An 18804-nucleotide genomic window follows, 5' to 3' on the forward strand; every position below is an offset into this window, starting at 1 on the left:
CGGTCCCGTCACAGGGCCTGGTGCGGCTGGGCGCCGTTGCTGGCCAGCAGGTCGCGAGCCTCCTCGACGGGCAGCTCCGCGTCGAGGTGGACGCCGATGCGCAGCCAGTCGTAGCCGAGTTGCAGGGTGGCCCGCCAGGCGTCCGCGGATTCGAAGGACAGCGGGAAGGAGTCGGCGCCCACGGCGGTGCGTACCTGTGCGATGCAGGCGCACACCTCCGTGAGCAGGGTGTCGCCGTGGTCAGCCGAGTCGATGGTGCGCCGCAGCAGCTCGCCGGCGCGTGCCCCGATGGTGCGGCTCGCGGGCGGCAACAGGTCGAGACGGCGTACGAGGTCGGAGTCGGCGGGCAGCGGGTCGACCCCGTGGGCGCTGAACAGTCCGCGCAGCGCGGCGTGCACGGCGCGCCGCGCGGTGAGTTCGGCGACCCGCCACTGCCCGCGCCGCAGGGCGCCGGTCAGATCCTCGACGGCGTTCTCGACGACGACGTTGGACCACACGAGGGCCATGGCCGCGGCGGCGAAACGGTCGGCGGACAGCGGCATCAGGTCGACGGCACGGGGACCGGACACGGCCGCACCGTGCACCGACAGCAGCGGCCGTGCGCTGGAGGGCGGCGGGCTGACCGGGCCCGACGGGGCGGCCGGCGGCAGCGAGGGGGTGACGGTGCCGCCGCCCTTCCAGGCGAGGCGGATCAGCCCGTAGCGCAGGAACGTGGCCAGCAGCGGGCCGGGGTCGGTGACGCCGGTGTCCATGGCCTGGGCCAGCACGCTCAGCAGCGGTCGGCCGAGAACCAGGGAGCGCCAGACGGCGCCGGCTTCGTCCCCCAGGGCGAAGACCTCGCGGCGGCCGCGGATGACGTGGACCCGCTCGCCGGTCTGCCAGGTGGTCACCTTGGTGGCCCGTTCGACGGTGAGCCGGTCCGGGCGCCAGGGACCGCCGGTGAGACCGAGGTCCTCGGCGAAGGCGAGACACGCGACCAGGTGGCCGCGGGCGGTCTCGGCGCGGCCGGGAGCGGCGGCCTCCAACTCCCAGTAGCGATCGCGTACGTCCATGCGGCCCGCCCGGTCCAGTTGCAGGGACAGCCACTTGGGCTCGAGGTATGTCTCGCCCAGGCCGGCCGCCCAGGACTTGACGGTCTGGACGAGTCCGGCACGGGTCCAGTCGACCGCCTCGTCGGTCTCGCCGAGGCACAGCAGCGCCATCGCGTGCCGCAGGGACTGCCGGGCCCGGTACGCCCACCAGTCGGCGGTGATCCGGCGGAACCGCTCGACGGGCATCGCCGCCTTCACCTCCTCGATCAGGGCGTGCCCGCGCAGCGGATGGCTGTGCAGCAGCCGCTGGCAGCGGTTCAGCAGGTCCTCGTGAAGCAGGTCGGGCCGTTTCGCCCGTTCCTCCACGGCGCGGAACTGGTCGACGAGTTGGCGTACCGACCGGGTGCGGATCTCCACCCGCCGGCCGTCCACGAACAGCAGTGACGGCATGGTCGGCAGGTCGCCCTCGACTCGTCCCACGAGCAGGAAGTCGATGTCGGAGGAAGGGTTGCCGAACCCCTCCGCGATGGAGCCTTCGAGCACCACGGCCCAGCCTGTGGAGTGGGGCAGTTCGGCGAGGGACTTGTCGAGCAGGTCCTGCAGTTGGTCCTCGGTGAGGATCACGGGTGCGTCTCCGTTCGGGCGGTGCCCGCCGCGGCGGGCGTACCATCGCCGGGCGGGTCGGCGAGTACGGTGACCGTCCCGGCGGCGCCGTCGACGCGCAACCGGCTGCCGCTGCGGATCTCGGTGGTGGCGTCCTTGACCTGGACCACCGTCGGAATGCCCAACTCCCTCGCCACGACGGCGACATGTGTGAGCGGGCTGCCGCGTTCGACGACCAGGGCGGCGGCCGAGGGCAACGCGGCGACCCAGCCGGGGTCGGTGCGGTAGGCGAGCAGGATGCCGCCGCCGATGTCGACCGGGGTGTCGGTGACCACGGCGAGCCCCTCGGCCACGCCGGGGCAGCAGGGGGTGCCGCGCAGCTCGCGGGCACCGCTGCGGACGGCCGGGCCGCTGGTCCAGCCCGCTTGCTCCAGATTGCCCGACCAGTACGGGGCGCCCCGGGTGGTGAAGCGGGACGGGGCGTGCAGTGCCGCGTCGGCGGCCAGTTGCGAGCGGCGCAGCGCGACCAGGTCCCGCAGTTCGTCGTGGGCGATCATGCCCTCGTACGCGCCGGTGATCTCCTCCAGGCGGAGCATGAACACGTCGTCCCAGGCGTCGATGGCGCCGGCGTGCGCCAGGTCGCGGCCCAGGGCACGAAGCATGCGTTTGGCGGCCCCGAAGGCGCGGGTGCGGCAGAACCTCAGCCGTTCCCGGTCGACGAGGGCGGCCCGGGCCTTCCCACGCACCCGCTCGTACAGCAGCCGGCGCGGGCCGCGCAGGTGCTCGTCGAGGTACGTGTCGGCCTCGCCGCCACGGCCGGGGGCACCACCGTCCGCGATGTCCGGCAGAGCGTCACGCAGCAGTGTGAACAGCCCTGCCGGGTTCTCGTGCAGGTCGGGGACCTCCAGCTTGAGTTCGTCGGGGCTGCGATAGCCGTAGTCGGTGATGTACGCGTCGACGGCTGCCAGGAACCGTGTGCGGCCGGCGTCGCGGAGCGCCTGGTGGGCCTTGGCGTCGGAGGTGTCTTCGAGGAGCCGAAGGACCTCGGCGTCGGCGCGTGCCTCGGCCGCCAGCTCACGGAGCGCCCTCGCCGGCTCCGCGGACTCCACGGGGCTGTTGGGAGCAGCCGCCGCCCAGATGAACGACTCCGGTGCTTCCGGCAGCCACCTGCGGGTGAGCAGGGCCAGCAGTCCCACGGAAAGCAGGATCGTCGCGTCCAGGGCCTGCATCGGGCCCCATTTCTCGATGATTTCCCGCTGCAGCCGGCGGAAGCGGCGGTAGGTCTCGTCACCGGGTAGCTCTTCGTAATCCACATTGTTGAAAATTGCGTAAGCCCGGTAGAAATCCCGGAGGAAGGCGTCCACGGATTTGCGGATGGTGATAAATCTCCGGGCGAAGACCACCGTGCGGGACAGACGCGAGAACCGGCCCCGCAGCCCGGGGCGAGGGGTGAACGGATGGAGTGTGTCGGCGATCTCGTCGGGGATGCTCTCCGCGACACCGAGGCATTTCTCGAGAACGCGCCGGTTGAGCGGGTACAGCGGCGCCAGGCGCACCATGCGGTACCAGTGGAACAGGTTGTAGTAGACCCGTCCGTGGACGTAGCCGAGCAGATGCGGGGTCCATTCCCGCACCTCGCGCAGTTGTTCACCGCGGACGCCCATGGCCCGGGCGTAACTGTCGTACACCTTGGCGTAGGTGTCTGCGGCGAAGCTGTAGGTGAGCGGGGAGACGACACCGCCGAAGCTCTCGATGATGTTGGAGTTGTCCCAGATCCTCAGCTCCCCCTCGGGGTTCGGCACCGGGGCGAGAGCGGTGACCGGGCGGCTCTGCAGGATCCACAGAGTGCCCTCGGCGATGGCCCACTCGATGTCCTGCGGGACGCCGTAGTGCGCGGTGACGCGGACCCCGGCCTCGTGCAGCCTGGCCAGGTCGGCAGTGGTCAAGGACGACGCGGTCCGGTCCTCGTCGGCGAACGGCGACACCTGGCGGCCGGGTCCCGATCCTGCGTCGCAGCGCTCCTGCTCGCCGGCGGTCACCTCGGGCAGCGGCTTGCCGCTGGTGGCGTCCAGGACGACGGTGTCGGCGTCGACCGCGCCCGAGACCAGCCCTTCCCCGAGCCCGTGGACGGCGCTGACCACATGGCGGTCGGTACGACCGGTCGTCGGGTCGGCGGTGAACAGCACGCCGCTGCGCTCTGCGGCCACCATGCGCTGCACGATCACGGCGATCCCACCGGCGTCGGGCGGCAGCCGGCGCTGGGCCCGGTAGCGTAGGGAGCGCTCGGAGAATCCGGAGGCCCAGCAGCGGCGAACGTGGGACGTGACCTCGGCGAGGCCGCGCACGTTGAGGAAGCTGTCGAACTGACCGGCGAAGGAGTGCCGCGAGCCGTCCTCCTGCGGCCCGGAGGAGCGGACGGCCACCGCCCCGCCGCCGGCCTGCCGGTAGGCCACTGCGATGGCCTCGGCGACGTGTTCCTCAACGGGCGCGGCCTCGATCAGACGGGCGATCTCGTCGGCGACCTGCCGGGCGTTCGATTCCCACCCGTCGGCGAGCAGCCGTGCCAGGTGCTCGTCCGCTCCGCTGCCTCGGCAGAATTCCCCGAAGACGTCCAGACCGATAACCGACCAGCTCGGTACGCGAAAGCCGGACGCGGTCAGGGTGTGAAGGTTCCTCCCTTTTCCGCCGGCCCATTCGACGATCAGCGATTCCTCACTGGACGGTGTGAGGACATGCAGGGACCGGTGTCGGGATCCTGTGATGCGCGACAACTCGTTTCCCCTTCAAGGGTTACTCGCCAGTGTTACTCGATGGCGCCGAATGTTTCACAATGGCGCCGATCAAAACACCTGGGGGGTTCGGAGTAGTCGCTTTTCGGTCGTCGTAGGGTTTTCAATTTCCCGATGATGCAGGGCCGTTCGGGGCGACCGGCAGGGCACCGAGGCACTGCGCTTTCCCGGCCGAGCCCAGCGGCCGGAGGGCCTGGAGGCCCGGATCGAGTGAGCAGGAGCCCCGGCATCGCAGGTCGGCTCGCGGGTGGCGGCATGCGACAGCACGTCAGCTTCTTCCGGAGCTGGGCTTCCTGCGGCGTGAGCAGGGCGGGGGGCGCTGTGCAAGCGTCTGAACTGTGCTTATGATCTGGCCGCACACACTTTCTTCACCGCTCAACCATCGAACTGGGACACCCATGCACAGCGCACCCCTGATGACCTTCAAGAGTCACATCGAGGGCAAGAACGCCGACGTGGCCATCTACCACGACCGCATCGAGTGGGCCCGCAGCCGTGGTCTGAGCGGGAAGAAACTCACCGCGGGTCTCCTCACGGGAGGCATGTCGTTCCTGGCCACCGGAGTTCGCAGCGGTGACGCGGGGAGCGAGATGATCCCCGTGAAGAACGTCTCCAGTGTGGTCACCAAGCGGGACGGCCTGATGTTCACCAAGGTGGTGGTCGTGGCTTCGGGCAACACGATCGACTTCCGTGTGCCGCACGACGCCGCGCCCGGCATCAAGTCACTGCTCACCGATCTGATTCTCGGCAGGTACTCCGCCCCGGTTCAGGCTCCCGTCGCTGCCCCCTATCCGGCGCCGGCCCCGGCCCCGGCCCCGACCGCGCCGCCGATGCCTCCGACCGCCACGCCGGTCGAGCAGCTTCAGCAGCTCGCACAGCTGCGGGAGGTCGGCATCCTGTCCGAGGAGGAGTTCACCGCCAAGAAGGCGGAGATTCTCGCCCGCATGTGACACGCGCACGGTTGCACCAGCCGGCGTACCTGCCGGGGGGATACCCGCACACGGCTGCAGGCCCCCGGGAGGGCTCAGCGATGGCCTCCCGGGGGCCTTGACCGTGGGAGCTGTGGTCGTGTGGCGCGTTTCAAGGGCTACGCCAGTGCTCCGGCGTCTACGCCAGACGTGAAGGCCATCCACGAGACTGCTCTGACGTGCGGGTAAGCATGGGTCACGAGTGTGCACCTCAGCCCACGGGGGGCGTCTAGTTCTCGATGTACTGGCGTGCAACGGTCAGGGCCGCCCCGCCGCAGCTTCCGGCGAAGTAGGAGCCGGACCAGAAGTCCCCTCGGCAGGTACCGCCGTACGTGCGCCTGGTACTCCTTGCGTAGGAGCCGGGCGCCCTTGAGGGAGCTGACCAGCCTGGAGAGCCGGACCTTGGGCGGGGTAGTGGACGAGCAGGTGCACGTGATCATCTTCGCCGTTGAACTGCTTCAGGTCGGCCTCGAAGTCCGTGCATACCTCCCTCGTCGCCAAGGCCGCCGGACTGGCGGTGACAGCCCGTGGAGCGCAGGTAAGACCAGAACGTGTTCCGGCACAGCGCGATGAAGCAGGAACCCACCCGAAGCCGCACCCGAGAACGACGCGGCAGGCGGGTATCGCCCTCCTGTAGGCGGGCGAGGATGTCAATTGGAGTGGTCCAGTTCATCGGCGAAGGCGCGCAGGGCGTCGGCCAGTTCCTTCTTGGTGGGCAGTTGGTCGACCTTCTTGTCGAGTTCCGAGATGCGCCGGTTGAGTTCGGCCAGATCGGTCTCACCGCTCGGGGACGGCGACGGCGAGGGGTCGGTCGGAGATGTCGACGTCGGCGACGGATCAACGCCGCCGTCCACGCCGCTGGACGTGCCCCCGTCGACACCGCCGCTGATGCCGCCGTCCGCACCGGTGCTCGTGCCACCGTCACCGCCGCTGGTGCCGCCGCTGCCGGTGTCGTCGGTCGGGCTTGCGGCCGACGCCGAATAGCTGGGCGACGGAGACGGGTTGGGCGTCGAATCGCCGTCCGAGCCGGCCGCGAGGGCGACACCGACGCTCAGCGCCACCAGAACCGCCGCTCCCACGACGGCGGACGTGACACGCCGGACGTACCGGGTGTGCGCGGTGGACGAGGTGTGAGTGCTCTGTGAGTCCTCCATGGTGGCGACGCTACCCGCGGGTTTTCACGGACGGACGGCTTCCGGTGATCCTCAGGTCACTGCGCGCGGGCGGGCACCGGGCCGACGTCCGTCCGGCCCGGTCCCGAGGCCGGACGGACGTCGGGGGCCGTCAAGTAGTCCGGTCAGGAAGGGTGTTGATGTCGATCACGGCGCGTTGGAGGTCGCCCTGGGGGCGGTGGCCCAGGTCGTCCATCGTCACGATGTTCATGTTGCGGGCCAGTTCGGGTGCCCGCCAGTCCGTCCTCAGCTTGGTGACGAGCTGGGGGTTCAGGCCGTTCGCGAGATACATCAGGTAGTTGTCCCGGACGGAGGCCGGGAAGAACGGCGAGAGCAGGCGGATCAGGAACAGCTGGGGTATCTGCACATCCGGCTGGACGATACTCGACAGCACGAAGAACCGGTCCGCGTCCGCACCGGGGTCGCGGGCAAGGGCCGCCTGGTTGAGGGACATTGTCTGGTCGTAGACCTGTTGCGGCGGGCTTCCGTTGAAGAACGACTTGAGGATGTCCCACCAGGACGGGTTTCCGGCCGGGTAGCTGCCGCGGTCGGAGATGCTGTCCGCGTGCCAGGCCCAGGGCTGGTCGACCGCCGCCGACGAGTCGACGAGCACGACGTTCCTGCCGGCCTTCACGAAGTCGCCGTAGGTGGAGGTCGGGGACAGCTCGGTCCGGGCGGCCACGCGGGTGCCGAACAGGTCCCGCAACCTGGTCAGCGGCTCCTTGGCGTCGGCGCCCGCCGGAACAGCGGCCGACACACTGATGATGACGACTTCCGAGGGGTGTTCGTCGATCCAGCGCTTGAGTGAGGCCGCCTCACCCGTGGCGTCGTCGAAGAAGAGCCCTCCCATCGGGGCGCCGTGGAAGGTCCTCCACTGTCCGCCCTCGAAGCACAGCCGCAGGTCGAGATAGCGGGCGCCCTGGTCGAGCTGGTCGGTGAGGCTGCCGCTCTGGGCCCGCGAGATGCTGGCGGCCAGCTGTCGGTCGAGCGACGCCACGTTGTAGGACCAGCCGCTGGTGCACAGCGCGGGGTCGGCCGGGATGCTCCAGCTGCCGGAGTCGTGACTGCCGGGCATCGCGATCCGGTTCAGCGGCTGGTTGTCGAGATAGGGGTGCATCTCGCCCATCCAGTGGGACAGGTCCACCGTCCCGGCCGAGACCCGGCCGGTCGGCGCGGCCGGCGCAGCTTGCGCCGGTCCGCTGCTGATCGTCAGTGCCGCGACGGCGAGGATCAGGGCGAGCAGACCGGCCGCCGAACGCCGTAAGCGAGTGCAGTCCGTTCCATGTCTCATCTTCGTACGCCCTCCTTGGGGGAAGAGGCCGAGGTCGGCCACAGAGGGTAGGGGGCGCTGGGCACAATGCCCAGAGAATCTCCCCAACGGAGGGCGCCGGCCTGATCCGGGGGCGGATCAGGGCGTGAAGACCTCGTCCAGGTGGTCGATGGCACCGTCGTCGCCGAGGTGGTACTTGAAGACCAGCCCGCTGTTGGGGTGCGCTTCGAGCCAGTCGAGGAACTCCTGGACCCCGATGTGCTGGTTCTCCGTGCTCTCCACGACGGGGTTCGTGGCGGTGACGTACGCGGCCTGGTCCATCGGCAGGTACGTCTCCTTGCCCACGGTGACGAACGGCGCGCCGTCGGAATCCGCCGGAGCGCAGCCCCAGTTGCCGTATTTGACGATCAGGTTCAGGGAGCCGCCCTCGGGGGTGTAGCGGTAGACCGCGATCTCGTCGGGCGAGATGGGCATCTTGTGGTCGCAGCCCGTGCTTGCGGTGGTCGAGGAGGCCGGCTTGGCGGGGGCCGGGGCGGCGGTGGCGGTCGAGGCGGCCGACGGCTTGGCGCCGTTCGCGGCCGGCGTGGGCGAGCCGGCGGGCTTCGCCCCGGCCGGGGTGGCGCCGGTTCCCGCGCCGCCGGCGCCGGGCTCGGTCGTCGCCGTGTGGCCGATGGTCGGGGATGATTTGGCGTTGCCGTCTCCATTGCAGGCCGTCAGCGTCAGCGCCAGGGCGGCGACGACGGACGCGCTCACTGCGGTCGTGTGGAGAGCGGCGCCGGGTCTGTGACGGGTGCACTTCTTGATCGTTGCCATGACGGATCCGTTCTGCTGGTCGCGGCCCCCAGGGCCTGTGTCTGTCGCAGGGACGGATGATTTCAAGCCACGTGCCGGTTCCGGCTGGCGACTGGTCGTTGCCGACTCGTGATGGCCTGGGGTGGTTCGTGACAGGTCGGGGACCGGCCCAGGCGGAGCGCTGAGCAGGCCCCGGCCTACAGCGGCGCCGGCGAGGACGCCCCCGCGATCAGCAGGCGGGGCGTGCCCGTGCCGTCCGCCGGCACGCTCCACAGGTCGCTGCTGCCGACCTTGCCGTCGGCCGGGAGTGCGTAGGCGACGGTGCGGTCGTCCAGCCAGGTCGCCTGGTCGTCGACGCTGTGGCGTTCGGCGAGCGGGGTCTCGCGCAGGGTCTTGAGGTCGAGGACGTACTCGTGCCAGAGGTTGGTGTGGGACAGGATCCGCTTCTTGAAGGCGACGCGGGTCCCGTCGGGCGAGAGCGAGGGGCACTCCACGTTCTCGGTCAGGGTGGTGACCGTACGACGGGACAGGGAACCCCGGACCAGGTAGGTCTTGGTGGCGGTGTTCAGGGTGGCGTAAAAGGTGTCGTCGTCGGAGGCGAAGGTGACGCCCCAGAAGTTGATGTCCGAGGCGTGGTAGGGCTTGCCGTCCTTGACGATGGAGAAGGTCTCCAGGCTCGGAGTCAGCTTCATGGTGCGGGTGTCCAGGATCGAGGTCCGGGTGGAGAAGAACGCGGACGAGTAGGACTCGCCGGAGACGAAGACGGTCCAGGCGGCGAAGCGGCCGCTGGGCGAGACCCGGGCCCGGCTGGGGGTGCCCGCGAGCGGGAAGGTGCGCCGGGTGCGGAGGTCGGCGTCCAGGAGCAGGGCACGGTTGCTCTGTTCGAGGACGCCGGTGGAGGACTGGAGGCAGACGCCCGTGCCGGCCGCCGCGTAGAAGCGCGCGCACTTCAGGCTCGAGGCGGTTCGTCCGCCCTTGGGATCGGTGGACGGGACCGAGGCGACCGCGGTGCGGTGCGGGCCGGGGGCCGCGTTGACGAAGGCCAGGAGGTTCTTCTGGTCGAGCGTCAGCTTGCCCCTGCTGACGGCAGGCCCGCCCGGCTGCGGGTGGTTCGCCCGGTCGGCGCGCGCGGCGGCGTGCAGGACCAGGCCGGTTCCCAGGCCCGCGAGCAGCAGGACCGCCGCGACGAGTACGAGCAGGCGGCGGCGCAGCGATGTCATGTGGATCCTTGTGGCTGTGGTGGTCATCGGGTCCCGTCGGTCGGTCGCAGCACCAGTCATCGGGTTCCGTCGGTCGGGCGCAGCACCGCGGCCGCGACGGCCGCGCAGCACAGCAGGCCGATCGCCGATCCGGCCAGCGCCGGGCCGTCTCCCCACACCGTCCAGGCGGCGCCGAAGGCCAGCGAGCAGCAGAACCGGGCCAGCGCCTGGCTGGTGCCGACGATGGCGAGGCCGCTGGCGCGCAGCTGCTCGGGCACGATGCCGGCGAGGGCGGCCGGGAGCACGCCGTCGGTGGCCGCGTAGAACGTGCCGTGCAGGGCGAGTACGAGAGGGGGAAGGACCGGTGTGGCCGGGGCCCACAGCAGGAGGGCGTACGCGGTGAGCAGACCTACGTGTCCGGCGAGGAACACCGTGCGCCGTCCCACCCGGTCGGCGAGCGTGCCGACGGGCACGGCCAGCAGCAGGAACACCGCGGCGGTGCCGAGCGGCAGCAGCGTGAACCACTGCTCGCCGATCCCCGCGCGTCGTTGCAGGAGCAGGTAGACGAAGGCGTCGCTGACGGTGGTCAGGCCGAGCAGTGCGGCGCAGCCGGCGAGGGCCCGCAGACGCGGCAGACGAAGCAGCGCCAGCGCTTCGCGGACGCGGACGGGTGGCTTGCCGTCCCTCGAACCGGCTTCGTCCGTGTGTGTGTCCTGTCGCCTGCCCGGTACGAACAGCACCAGCACGAGCACGCCCAGCACGGCGACGCACGCGCTCACGCCGAACACGGCGTCGTAGCCGTCGGCCGCGGCGCGCAGGATGAGGAAGGCCGACAGTGGGCCGAGCATCGCGCCGGTGGTGTCCATCGCCCGGTGCACGCCGAAGGCGCGGCCCTGGTTCTCCGGCGGGGTGGACAGGGAGATCATCGCGTCGCGCGGGGCGGTGCGCAGGCCCTTTCCGGTCCGTTCCAGGGCGAGGACCGTGCCGAGTGTGCCGAGGCTGCTCGCGAGCAGCAGCAGTGGCTTGCACAGCGCGGAGAGGCCGTAGCCGAGCCCGGCCATCAGCTTGTGGTTGCGCACGCGGTCGGCGAGGTGGCCGCCGGTGAGCTGGACGAGTGCGCTGACCCCGTTGTAGACGCCGTCGAGGGTGCCGAATCCCAAGGGGCTGAAGCCGAGTTGGGTGACGAGGTAGAGCGGCAGGACGGCGGTGACCATCTCCGAGGAGATGTCGGTGATCAGGCTGACGGTACCCAGGACGAGTACGACCGGGGCGACCTTGGGGCCCGGGCCGCGTCTTCGGCCCTGGCCGGTTTCCGCCTTCGGAGACGCGGAACGGTCGGTGAGGTACAAGGCAAGGCTCCAGGTGCGGTGCGATCAGTTCTGCCGGCTGCTCTCGTCCCGTAGCCAGGTGCCGAAGTCCTGTGTCCGGATGGCCTTTCTGGCACCCCGCCGGGCGGCGACGGCCGCCGCGACGAAGACGACGACGCCCGGGAGCAGCTTCGGTTCCCGGCGGAGCAGGGTTTTCAGATCCGCCTTGCTGGTGCGTGGCGCAGCCTGTTCCCCGCCCTGTTGTCGTTCGACCTGGGCGGTGGACACCGCGGCCCGGATCCGTCTTCTGATCAAGTCCGGCCAGGTGCGCGGCGGTTGGATCACGACATTGGCCGTGTCGACCACGAGCCGCTCCGCCGGGGCGAACGCCATGGACGCGACGAGGTCGTCCGCCATGAGCGGTGGCAGTGCGGCGATCCGGGCGTGGCCGGTTTTGGAGACCGCGATGACGCCTCGGCCGAACAGTCCCTCGCGTACGGCGGGCAGCCGCTGCCACACCCGGTAGTAGGCACGCACCCGCCATGCGCAGGCAGCCAGCGGAATCCGCCGTTCGGGGGCGGTGGCGAGGATCCCCGAGGTCCCGTCGTCGAGGGGTTCGCACAGCGCCCGCACGTCCGCGGCCGTGATCACGACGTCGGCGTCCACGTAGAGGCGGGGGAAGCCGCGCGCGTGGTCGTCACCGGCCCGCAGGGCGGCGTGTTTGGAGGGCACGGGGATCTCCACCACCCGGACGCCCGGGCCGCGAGCGGCCGCGATGCGCGCGGTGTCGTCCGTACAGCCGTTGCACACGACCACGATGTCGGTCTCGTCCTCGAAGGAACCGGTCAGCAGCGAATCGAGGAGCCGGCCGATGACTCGTGCCTCGTTGTGAGCCGGGATCACGATGCTCGTCACGTGGGCAGTATGCAGCTGATATCACTAATGCGATGTGTGTTTCGTCCAACCGTTCCCGTGACTGCGATCGGTGGTCTAGATTGAGGGCCGCCGGACCGGTTTGGGTGGGGAACTTGTTCTTGACTGCATGTCACGGTACGGCGTTCTGAACGATTTTGAACAGTCAGTAACCAGCATGCTGGGGGCACGAGGCGGTTGGGGAACCGCTGAAGCTCCCTCGCTTTCCGGTGCCGCTGTGTCGAGGGCACTTCGGTCAGGGGTAGCCGCGCATGTGGTGGGGGGAGCATGACCATTGAGGTCACGCATGAACAACTGGTTGTGGAACGAGGAAGTCCGGAAGCGCGCCGAAGACGGTGGGAGCAGAAGTACCGGATCGTTCTGCTGGTCGCCGACGGCTTCGCTGCCGCTCTCGCGGCCTTCGTGATCCACGCGGCGTACGGCCGCTGGGCGGTGGCGCTGGTGCTGCCCCCGACGTGGATCGTGGCCATGGTCGCCCATCGCTCCTACGACCGGAGCGCCTTGGGCCTGGGGACCGAGGAGTACCGACGGGTGCTTCGAGGCGCCGTCGCACTGCCCGCGCTGGCGGCGGTCGCGTACTGCCTGTTCACCCGAGAATCGGGCCTCCTTCATGACATGACCATGGCCGCGATCCCGGCGGCCGGCCTCGCCCTGCTGGGCCGGTACGCGCTGCGGCGCCGGCTGCACAGACGATGGGCGCGGGGCCGGGACCGGAGCACGACGCTCCTGGTCGGGCCGGCGCGCGGCGTCGTGGAACTGGTCACGGTGCTGCGACGCGGCGGCGTACAGGAACTCCAGGTCGCCGGAGTGTGCCTGAGCGATCCACGAAACGCCGTGGAGATACGCAAGTTGGGGCTGCCCGTCCTCGGCGGCATCGGCGACCTGCACGATGTCGTCAGGGCGTTGGGCATCAACACCGTGGTGGCGCTGCCGGCCCCCGAGTTCGACGCCTCCGTCCTGCGCCGGATGTCCTGGACGGCGGCCGTGCAGGGCGCCGACTTCTTGATGGCCCCGGTGCTGGCCGACGTGTCCGCCTCACGGCTGGCGGTACGGCCCACCAACGGGATACCGCTGCTGGGGATACAGGCGCCGAACCTCTCCCGGCTCTCCCGGCTGCCCAAGGAACTCCTGGACCGGGCGCTCGCGGCAGCGCTCCTGATGGTCCTCGTCCTGCCCATGCTGCTGATCGCCCTGGTCGTCCGGCTGGACAGCGAGGGGCCGGTGCTCTTCAGGCAGCGGCGGGTGGGCCGGTACGGCGACCACTTCACCATGCTGAAGTTCCGCACGATGCGGCAGGATTCGGAGGCCCTCCGGGCGGAGCTGGCACATCTGAACCAGAACAGCGACGGTCTGCTGTTCAAGGTGAAGCAGGACCCACGGATCACCCGGGTCGGCTCACTGCTGCGCCGCTCCTCGCTCGACGAACTGCCGCAGCTGATCAACGTGATCGGCGGCCACATGTCGCTCGTCGGCCCCCGGCCTCCGCTGCCCGAGGAGGTGGAGGAGTACACGCCGGAGATCAAACGCCGGCTGCTCGTGAAACCCGGCCTGACCGGCCTGTGGCAGGTCAGCGGCCGTTCCGACCTGCCCTGGGACGAAGCCGTCCGGCTCGACCTCGGATACGTGGACAACTGGTCGATGGGCCTCGACCTGACGATCTTGGTGCGCACCGGGTCCGCGGTGGTGCGAGGAACGGGGGCCTACTGATGGACCAGAGGAAGAGGAAGACAGTGACGCAGGAGCCGTTGGGGGTCGCGGTCGTCGGGGCCGGCTACTGGGGCCCGAACCTCGTACGCAACTTCCAGGCCAGCGAGCGGTTCCGGCTGCGCTGGCTGTGCGACCTCGACGTGGACCGGGCCCAGCGGGTCCTCGGTGGCTACTCGACGGTGCAGGCCACCTCCGACTACGCGGCCGTCCTCGGCGACCCCTCCGTCGCGGCCGTCGCCGTCGCCACGCCCGCCGGAACCCACCTCGACATCGCTCTGGCCGCCCTGCGCGCCGGCAAGCACGTCCTCGTGGAGAAGCCGCTCGCGGCGACGTACGCCGACGGAATGCGCCTGGTCACCGAGGCGGAGGAGCGCGGGCTCACCCTGATGTGCGATCACACCTACTGCTACACCCCCGCGGTGGGCCGCATCCGGGAACTGGTCCGCTCCGGCGAACTCGGCGAGATCCATTTCGTCGACTCGGTCCGGATCAACCTCGGGCTCGTCCAGAAGGACATCGACGTCATGTGGGACCTCGCCCCGCACGACCTGTCGATCCTGGACTTCATCCTCCCCGACACCGTCGAGCCGGTCGCCGTCGCCGCCCACGGGGCCGACCCGATCGGCGCCGGACAGGCCTGCGTGGCCTACCTGACGCTCCAGCTCAACACGGGGGCCATCGCCCACGTGCACGTCAACTGGCTGTCGCCGACCAAGGTGCGGACCACCATGGTGGGCGGCGCCAAACGCACCCTGGTCTGGGACGACCTCAACCCCCTGCAACGTGTGGCGATCTACGACCGGGGGGTGGACCTCGCCTCGCCCCAGGAGATCGGCGCCGACGAGCGCCGGGACATGCTCGTCTCGTACCGCTCCGGAGACATGGTCGCGCCCGCCATCGGCGAGAAGGAAGCGCTGCGCGGCATGGTCGACGAGTTCGCGGCGGCGATCAGGGAGGGCCGGGCGCCGCTGACCGACGGCCGGGCGGGCCTGCGGGTGCTGGACATTCTCGAGGCGGCGTCCCGCAGCCTCGAGTTCAAGGGTGCGGTCGTCGGTCTGCGTGCCGGGCGTTGAGCGAGTTCAATTCACTGAGAGGGCAAGGCAGTTGAGCAGCGTACGAGGCAAGAAGATCCTGGTCACCGGGGGAGCGGGCACCATCGGCTCCAACCTCGTCGACCTCCTGGCCGAGGGTGGCGCCCGCGAGATCGTGGTGCTCGACAACTTCGTGCGCGGGCGGCGGGCCAACCTCGCCCAGGCCCTGCCGAGCGGCGTCGTGGAGGTCGTGGAGGGCGACGTCCGGGACGCCGACACCGTACGGAAGGCCACCGAGGGCGCCGACCTGGTGTTCCACCTCGCCGCGATCCGCATCACCCAGTGCGCGGAGGAGCCGAGGCTCGCCAACGAGGTCCTGGTCGACGGCACCTTCAACGTCCTGGAGGCGGCGGCCGAGGCCGAAGTGGCCAAGGTGATCGCCTCCTCCTCGGCGTCCGTGTACGGCATGGCCGAGACGTTCCCCACGACCGAGCGCCATCACCCGTACAACAACGACACGTTCTACGGCGCGGCCAAGGCCTTCAACGAGGGCATGCTGCGCAGCTTCCACGCCATGTACGGCCTGGACTACGTGGCGCTGCGCTACTTCAACGTCTACGGCCCCCGGATGGACATCCACGGCCTCTACACCGAGGTGCTCATCCGCTGGATGGAGCGCATCGAGGCGGGCGAGCCGCCGCTGATCCTCGGCGACGGCACGCAGACCATGGACTTCGTCGACGTCCGCGACATCGCCAGGGCCAATGTGCTGGCAGCCGAGTCGGACCTGACCGACGAGGTGTTCAACATCGCAAGCGGTACGGAGACTTCGCTGAAGGAGCTCGCCGAGGGCCTGCTGGAGGCGATGGGCGCGCAGGGCCTGGAGCCGGAGCACGGTCCCGCCCGTGCGGTGAACGGGGTGAGCCGGCGGCTCGCGGACACCTCACGAGCCGCCGAGCGGCTCGGGTTCGCCGCGCGGATCGACCTGCGCACGGGGCTCAAGGACCTGGTGGAGTGGTGGCGCGCGGAGCGGGAGGCGGCCAAGTGAGCACCGACCGCATCCCGGTGATGATCCCCTGGCTCGGCGAGGAGGAGGCCGAGGCCGCCTCCGACGCGGTGCTGTCGGGGTGGGTCGCCCAGGGCCCCCGGGTCGCCGCCTTCGAGCGGGCCTTCGCCGAGCGGGTGGGCGCCGAACACGCCGTCGCGGTCAGCTCCTGCACCACGGCCCTGCACCTGTCGCTCGTCGCACTCGGGCTCGGACCCGGCGACGAGGTCGTGGTGCCCTCGCTGTCGTTCATCGCCACCGCCAATGCCGCCCGCTACGTCGGGGCCGAGCCGGTGTTCGCCGACGTCGACCCCGTCACCGGCAACCTGACCACGGCCACCGTGAACGTGGTCCGCACCCCGCGCACCAAGGCCGTCCTCGCCGTCCACCAGGGCGGCGTACCGGCCGACGTGCACGCCCTGCGCGCCGCCTGCGCCGAGTGGGACCTTCCGCTGGTGGAGGACGCGGCCTGCGCCATCGGCTCGACCGTCGGCGGCAAACCCGTCGGACACGGCGCGCTGCTCGCCGCCTGGTCCTTCCACCCCCGCAAGGTCGTCACCACCGGCGAGGGCGGCATGGTCACCACCGACGACCCCGAGTGGGCGGCACGCCTGCGCCGGCTGCGCGAGCACGGCATGAACGCCTCGGCCGCCGAGCGCCACGCGAGCGACAAGCCGGTCCTCGAGAGCTACCTCGAGGTCGGCTTCAACTACCGGATGACCGACATCCAGGCCGCCGTCGGTCTCGTCCAGCTCGGGAAACTGGACGCGATGATCGCCCGCCGCCGCGAGCTGGCGGCCCGCTACGACGCCCTCCTGCACGACATCCCGGGCCTCATCCCCGTACGCGACCCCGCGCACGGGCAGAGCAACTTCCAGTCCTACTGGGTGCTGCTGGACGAGGACTTCCCCGTCGGCCGGGACGACCTGCTGGCCGCCCTCGCCGGGGCGGGCGTCTCCGCCCGGCGCGGGATCATGGCCGCCCACCTCGAACCCGCCTACGCCGACCACCCCAGAGCGCCGCTGCCCGCCACCGAACGGATCAGCCGCGACTCCCTCATCCTGCCCCTGTTCCACACGATGACCGAGGCCCAGCAGGACCGAGTCGTGGCAGCGCTGCGCGAACAGGCCGGCGGATGAACGAACTTGTCGTCGTCGGTGCGGGCGGTTTCGCCCGGGAGACCGTACAGGCCGTCGAGGACGCGGGCGAGTTCAAGGTGCTCGGACACCTCGACGACAACCCCGCGCTGCACGGCACCGAAGTGGACGGCGTTCCCGTCCTCGGCGGCTGCGACCTGGTCCACGACCTGCCCGGCACCCGGGTGGTGATCTGCGTCGGCAACCCCGGGAACTACGCCGCCCGCGCCCGGCTGGTCCGCAGTCTCGACCTGCCCGCGGACCGCTACGCCACCGTGATCCATCCGACGGCGTCGGTGTCGGAGACGTCCGAGGTCGGGCCCGGCTCGGTCCTGCTCGCACACTGCGCCCTGACCGCCACCGTGCGCGTGGGCGCGCACGTCGCCGTGATGCCGCACGTCGTCCTCACCCATGACGACGTGGTCGAGGACTGTGCCACCATCGCCTCCGGCGTCCGCCTGGGCGGCGGAGTGCGGCTGGAGCAGGGCGCCTATGTGGGCTCCGGCGCCCTGGTCAGGGAGGGCACGACGGTCGGCGCCTGGTCGCTGATCGGCATGGGCAGTGCCGTGCTCGGCGACGTACCGCCGGGCGAGGTCTGGGTGGGGAGCCCGGCCAGGCGGCTGCGCGCGGCGGACGCGGCGGCGCTCGACGAACTCGCGAAGCGAACAGTGGGGGGACCGCTGACATGAACCAGATTCCGCTTGTGGACCTCAAGGCGGCCCATGAGGAAGTGGCCGACGAGGTGCGGGCCGGATTCGAACGGGTCCTGGCCAACACCGCGTTCATCGGAGGCGACGAGGTCCGCCGGTTCGAGCGCGAGTACGCGGACTTCGGCGGTGTCGCGCACTGCGTGGGCGTCGCCAACGGCACCGACGCCGTCGAACTCGCCCTGCGCGCCAGTGGGGTCGGGCCCGGCGACGAGGTCGTGCTGCCCGCCAACACCTTCATCGCCACCGCGGGCGCGGTGACGAGAACCGGCGCGCGGCCGGTCCTGGCGGACTGCCTGCCCGACAGCCACCTGCTCGATCCGCAGGCGGCACTGGACGCGGCCGGCCCCGCCACCCGCGCGGTGGTGCCGGTCCACCTCTACGGGCAGATGGCCGACGTGACGGAGCTGGCCGGGCGACTGCCTGACCGCGTACGGGTGGTCGAGGACGCCGCACAGTGCCAGGGAGCGACCCGTGACGGCCGGTCGCCGGGCAGCGGCGGGATCGCGGCCACCAGCTTCTACCCGGGCAAGAACCTGGGCGCGTACGGCGACGCGGGCGCGGTGCTCACCGACGACGAGGAGCTGGCCGGTCTCGTGCGCGCCATCGCCAACCATGGTGGCGTCGCCAAGTACCGACACGACGTGCCCGGGTTCAACAGCCGCCTGGACGGACTGCAGGCCGTCGTCCTGCGCGCCAAGCTGGCGCGTCTCGCGGACGGCAACGCGGCCCGGCGGGCTGCCGCGGCCCGCTACGACGCGCTGCTCGCCGACCTGGCGGCCGCCGGCCGGGTCGTGCTGCCGACGACGGCGGCAGGCAACGTCCACGTATGGCACCTGTACGTCGTCCAGGTCGCCGGGGCCGACCGAGACGACATCGTGGGCAAGCTCAACGCCGAGGGCATCGGGGCGGGCGTGCACTATCCCACCCCGGTCCACCTCACGCCGGCCTACCGCCATCTCGGCCATGTCCGGGGCGACTTCCCGAACGCCGAGAAGGCGGCGGAGCGGATCCTGTCGCTTCCGCTCTACCCCCAGATCACCCCCGACCAGCAGCAGCGGGTCGTGGGCGCGCTCGCCGACGCGCTTCGAGGCTGAACGTCCCCGCTTCACCG

At 70.7% G+C, this 18804-nt stretch carries 15 protein-coding genes and 1 pseudogene; 7 read left to right on the forward strand and 9 right to left on the reverse strand.

Annotation, left to right across the window (positions count from 1 at the left end; genetic code table 11):
- Nucleotides 1-8 precede the first annotated feature (8 nt).
- Together AC07CM_RS31680 and AC07CM_RS31685 are read right to left on the reverse strand one after the other, a co-directional pair.
- Nucleotides 9-1655 (reverse strand): hypothetical protein, encoded by a 1647-nt coding sequence (locus AC07CM_RS31680; RefSeq protein WP_478879900.1) that lies wholly within the window; start codon nt 1653-1655, stop codon nt 9-11.
- A complete protein-coding gene (locus AC07CM_RS31685; RefSeq protein WP_478879901.1) occupies nt 1652-4405 on the reverse strand; it encodes a phosphoenolpyruvate synthase in 2754 nt (917 codons plus the stop codon). The genes AC07CM_RS31680 and AC07CM_RS31685 overlap by 4 nt, the downstream gene beginning before the upstream one ends.
- Nucleotides 4406-4839: 434 nt before the next feature.
- Here AC07CM_RS31685 and AC07CM_RS31690 point away from each other — a divergent pair, with 434 nt between their 5' ends.
- On the forward strand, nt 4840-5373 hold the full coding sequence (locus tag AC07CM_RS31690; RefSeq protein WP_478879902.1) for an SHOCT domain-containing protein: 534 nt from the start codon (nt 4840-4842) through the stop codon (nt 5371-5373).
- Nucleotides 5374-5620: 247 nt separating this feature from the next.
- Here AC07CM_RS31690 and tnpA read toward each other — a convergent pair.
- From tnpA to AC07CM_RS31725, 7 genes and pseudogenes are all read right to left on the reverse strand, one after another.
- A pseudogene (gene tnpA, locus AC07CM_RS31695) lies at nt 5621-5880 on the reverse strand (IS200/IS605 family transposase); the annotation flags it as partial.
- A 161-nt stretch (nt 5881-6041) separates the two neighbouring features.
- On the reverse strand, nt 6042-6545 hold the full coding sequence (locus AC07CM_RS31700; protein ID WP_478879903.1) for a hypothetical protein: 504 nt from the start codon (nt 6543-6545) through the stop codon (nt 6042-6044).
- Between the two features lie 130 nt (nt 6546-6675).
- Nucleotides 6676-7854, reverse strand: a complete 1179-nt coding sequence (locus AC07CM_RS31705; RefSeq protein WP_478879904.1) for a phosphatidylinositol-specific phospholipase C domain-containing protein — start codon at nt 7852-7854, stop codon at nt 6676-6678.
- 117 nt (nt 7855-7971) lie between these two features.
- The gene (locus AC07CM_RS31710; protein ID WP_478879905.1) at nt 7972-8646 is read right to left on the reverse strand and encodes a hypothetical protein; all 675 of its coding nucleotides are present in this window, start codon (nt 8644-8646) and stop codon (nt 7972-7974) included.
- A 176-nt stretch (nt 8647-8822) separates the two neighbouring features.
- Nucleotides 8823-9845 (reverse strand): TolB family protein, encoded by a 1023-nt coding sequence (locus AC07CM_RS31715; protein WP_478879906.1) that lies wholly within the window; start codon nt 9843-9845, stop codon nt 8823-8825.
- 56 nt (nt 9846-9901) lie between these two features.
- The gene (locus AC07CM_RS31720; protein ID WP_478879907.1) at nt 9902-11173 is read right to left on the reverse strand and encodes an MFS transporter; all 1272 of its coding nucleotides are present in this window, start codon (nt 11171-11173) and stop codon (nt 9902-9904) included.
- 24 nt (nt 11174-11197) lie between these two features.
- Nucleotides 11198-12046 carry a glycosyltransferase family 2 protein gene (locus AC07CM_RS31725; RefSeq protein WP_478879908.1) on the reverse strand — a complete coding sequence of 283 codons (849 nt, stop codon included), beginning with the start codon at nt 12044-12046 and terminating at the stop codon, nt 11198-11200.
- 285 nt (nt 12047-12331) lie between these two features.
- Here AC07CM_RS31725 and AC07CM_RS31730 point away from each other — a divergent pair, with 285 nt between their 5' ends.
- From AC07CM_RS31730 to AC07CM_RS31755, 6 genes are read left to right on the forward strand one after another with little or no spacing between them, the layout of a single operon-like run.
- On the forward strand, nt 12332-13771 hold the full coding sequence (locus AC07CM_RS31730; RefSeq protein WP_478879909.1) for a sugar transferase: 1440 nt from the start codon (nt 12332-12334) through the stop codon (nt 13769-13771).
- The gene (locus tag AC07CM_RS31735) at nt 13771-14844 is read left to right on the forward strand and encodes a Gfo/Idh/MocA family protein (RefSeq protein WP_478879910.1); all 1074 of its coding nucleotides are present in this window, start codon (nt 13771-13773) and stop codon (nt 14842-14844) included. The genes AC07CM_RS31730 and AC07CM_RS31735 overlap by 1 nt, the downstream gene beginning before the upstream one ends.
- 31 nt (nt 14845-14875) lie before the next feature.
- Complete coding sequence (locus AC07CM_RS31740) at nt 14876-15850, forward strand: SDR family NAD(P)-dependent oxidoreductase (RefSeq protein ID WP_478879911.1); 975 nt, start codon at nt 14876-14878, stop codon at nt 15848-15850.
- Nucleotides 15847-16986: a DegT/DnrJ/EryC1/StrS family aminotransferase gene (locus tag AC07CM_RS31745; protein ID WP_478879912.1), complete on the forward strand. Its 1140-nt coding sequence runs from the start codon at nt 15847-15849 to the stop codon at nt 16984-16986. Before AC07CM_RS31740 ends, AC07CM_RS31745 begins: the two co-directional genes overlap by 4 nt.
- Complete coding sequence (locus AC07CM_RS31750) at nt 16983-17672, forward strand: acetyltransferase (protein ID WP_478879913.1); 690 nt, start codon at nt 16983-16985, stop codon at nt 17670-17672. Before AC07CM_RS31745 ends, AC07CM_RS31750 begins: the two co-directional genes overlap by 4 nt.
- Complete coding sequence (locus AC07CM_RS31755) at nt 17669-18787, forward strand: DegT/DnrJ/EryC1/StrS family aminotransferase (RefSeq protein ID WP_478879914.1); 1119 nt, start codon at nt 17669-17671, stop codon at nt 18785-18787. The genes AC07CM_RS31750 and AC07CM_RS31755 overlap by 4 nt, the downstream gene beginning before the upstream one ends.
- The last annotated feature ends 17 nt before the right edge of the window (nt 18788-18804 follow it).

Source organism: Streptomyces sp. NPDC044061 (genome assembly GCF_056434305.1).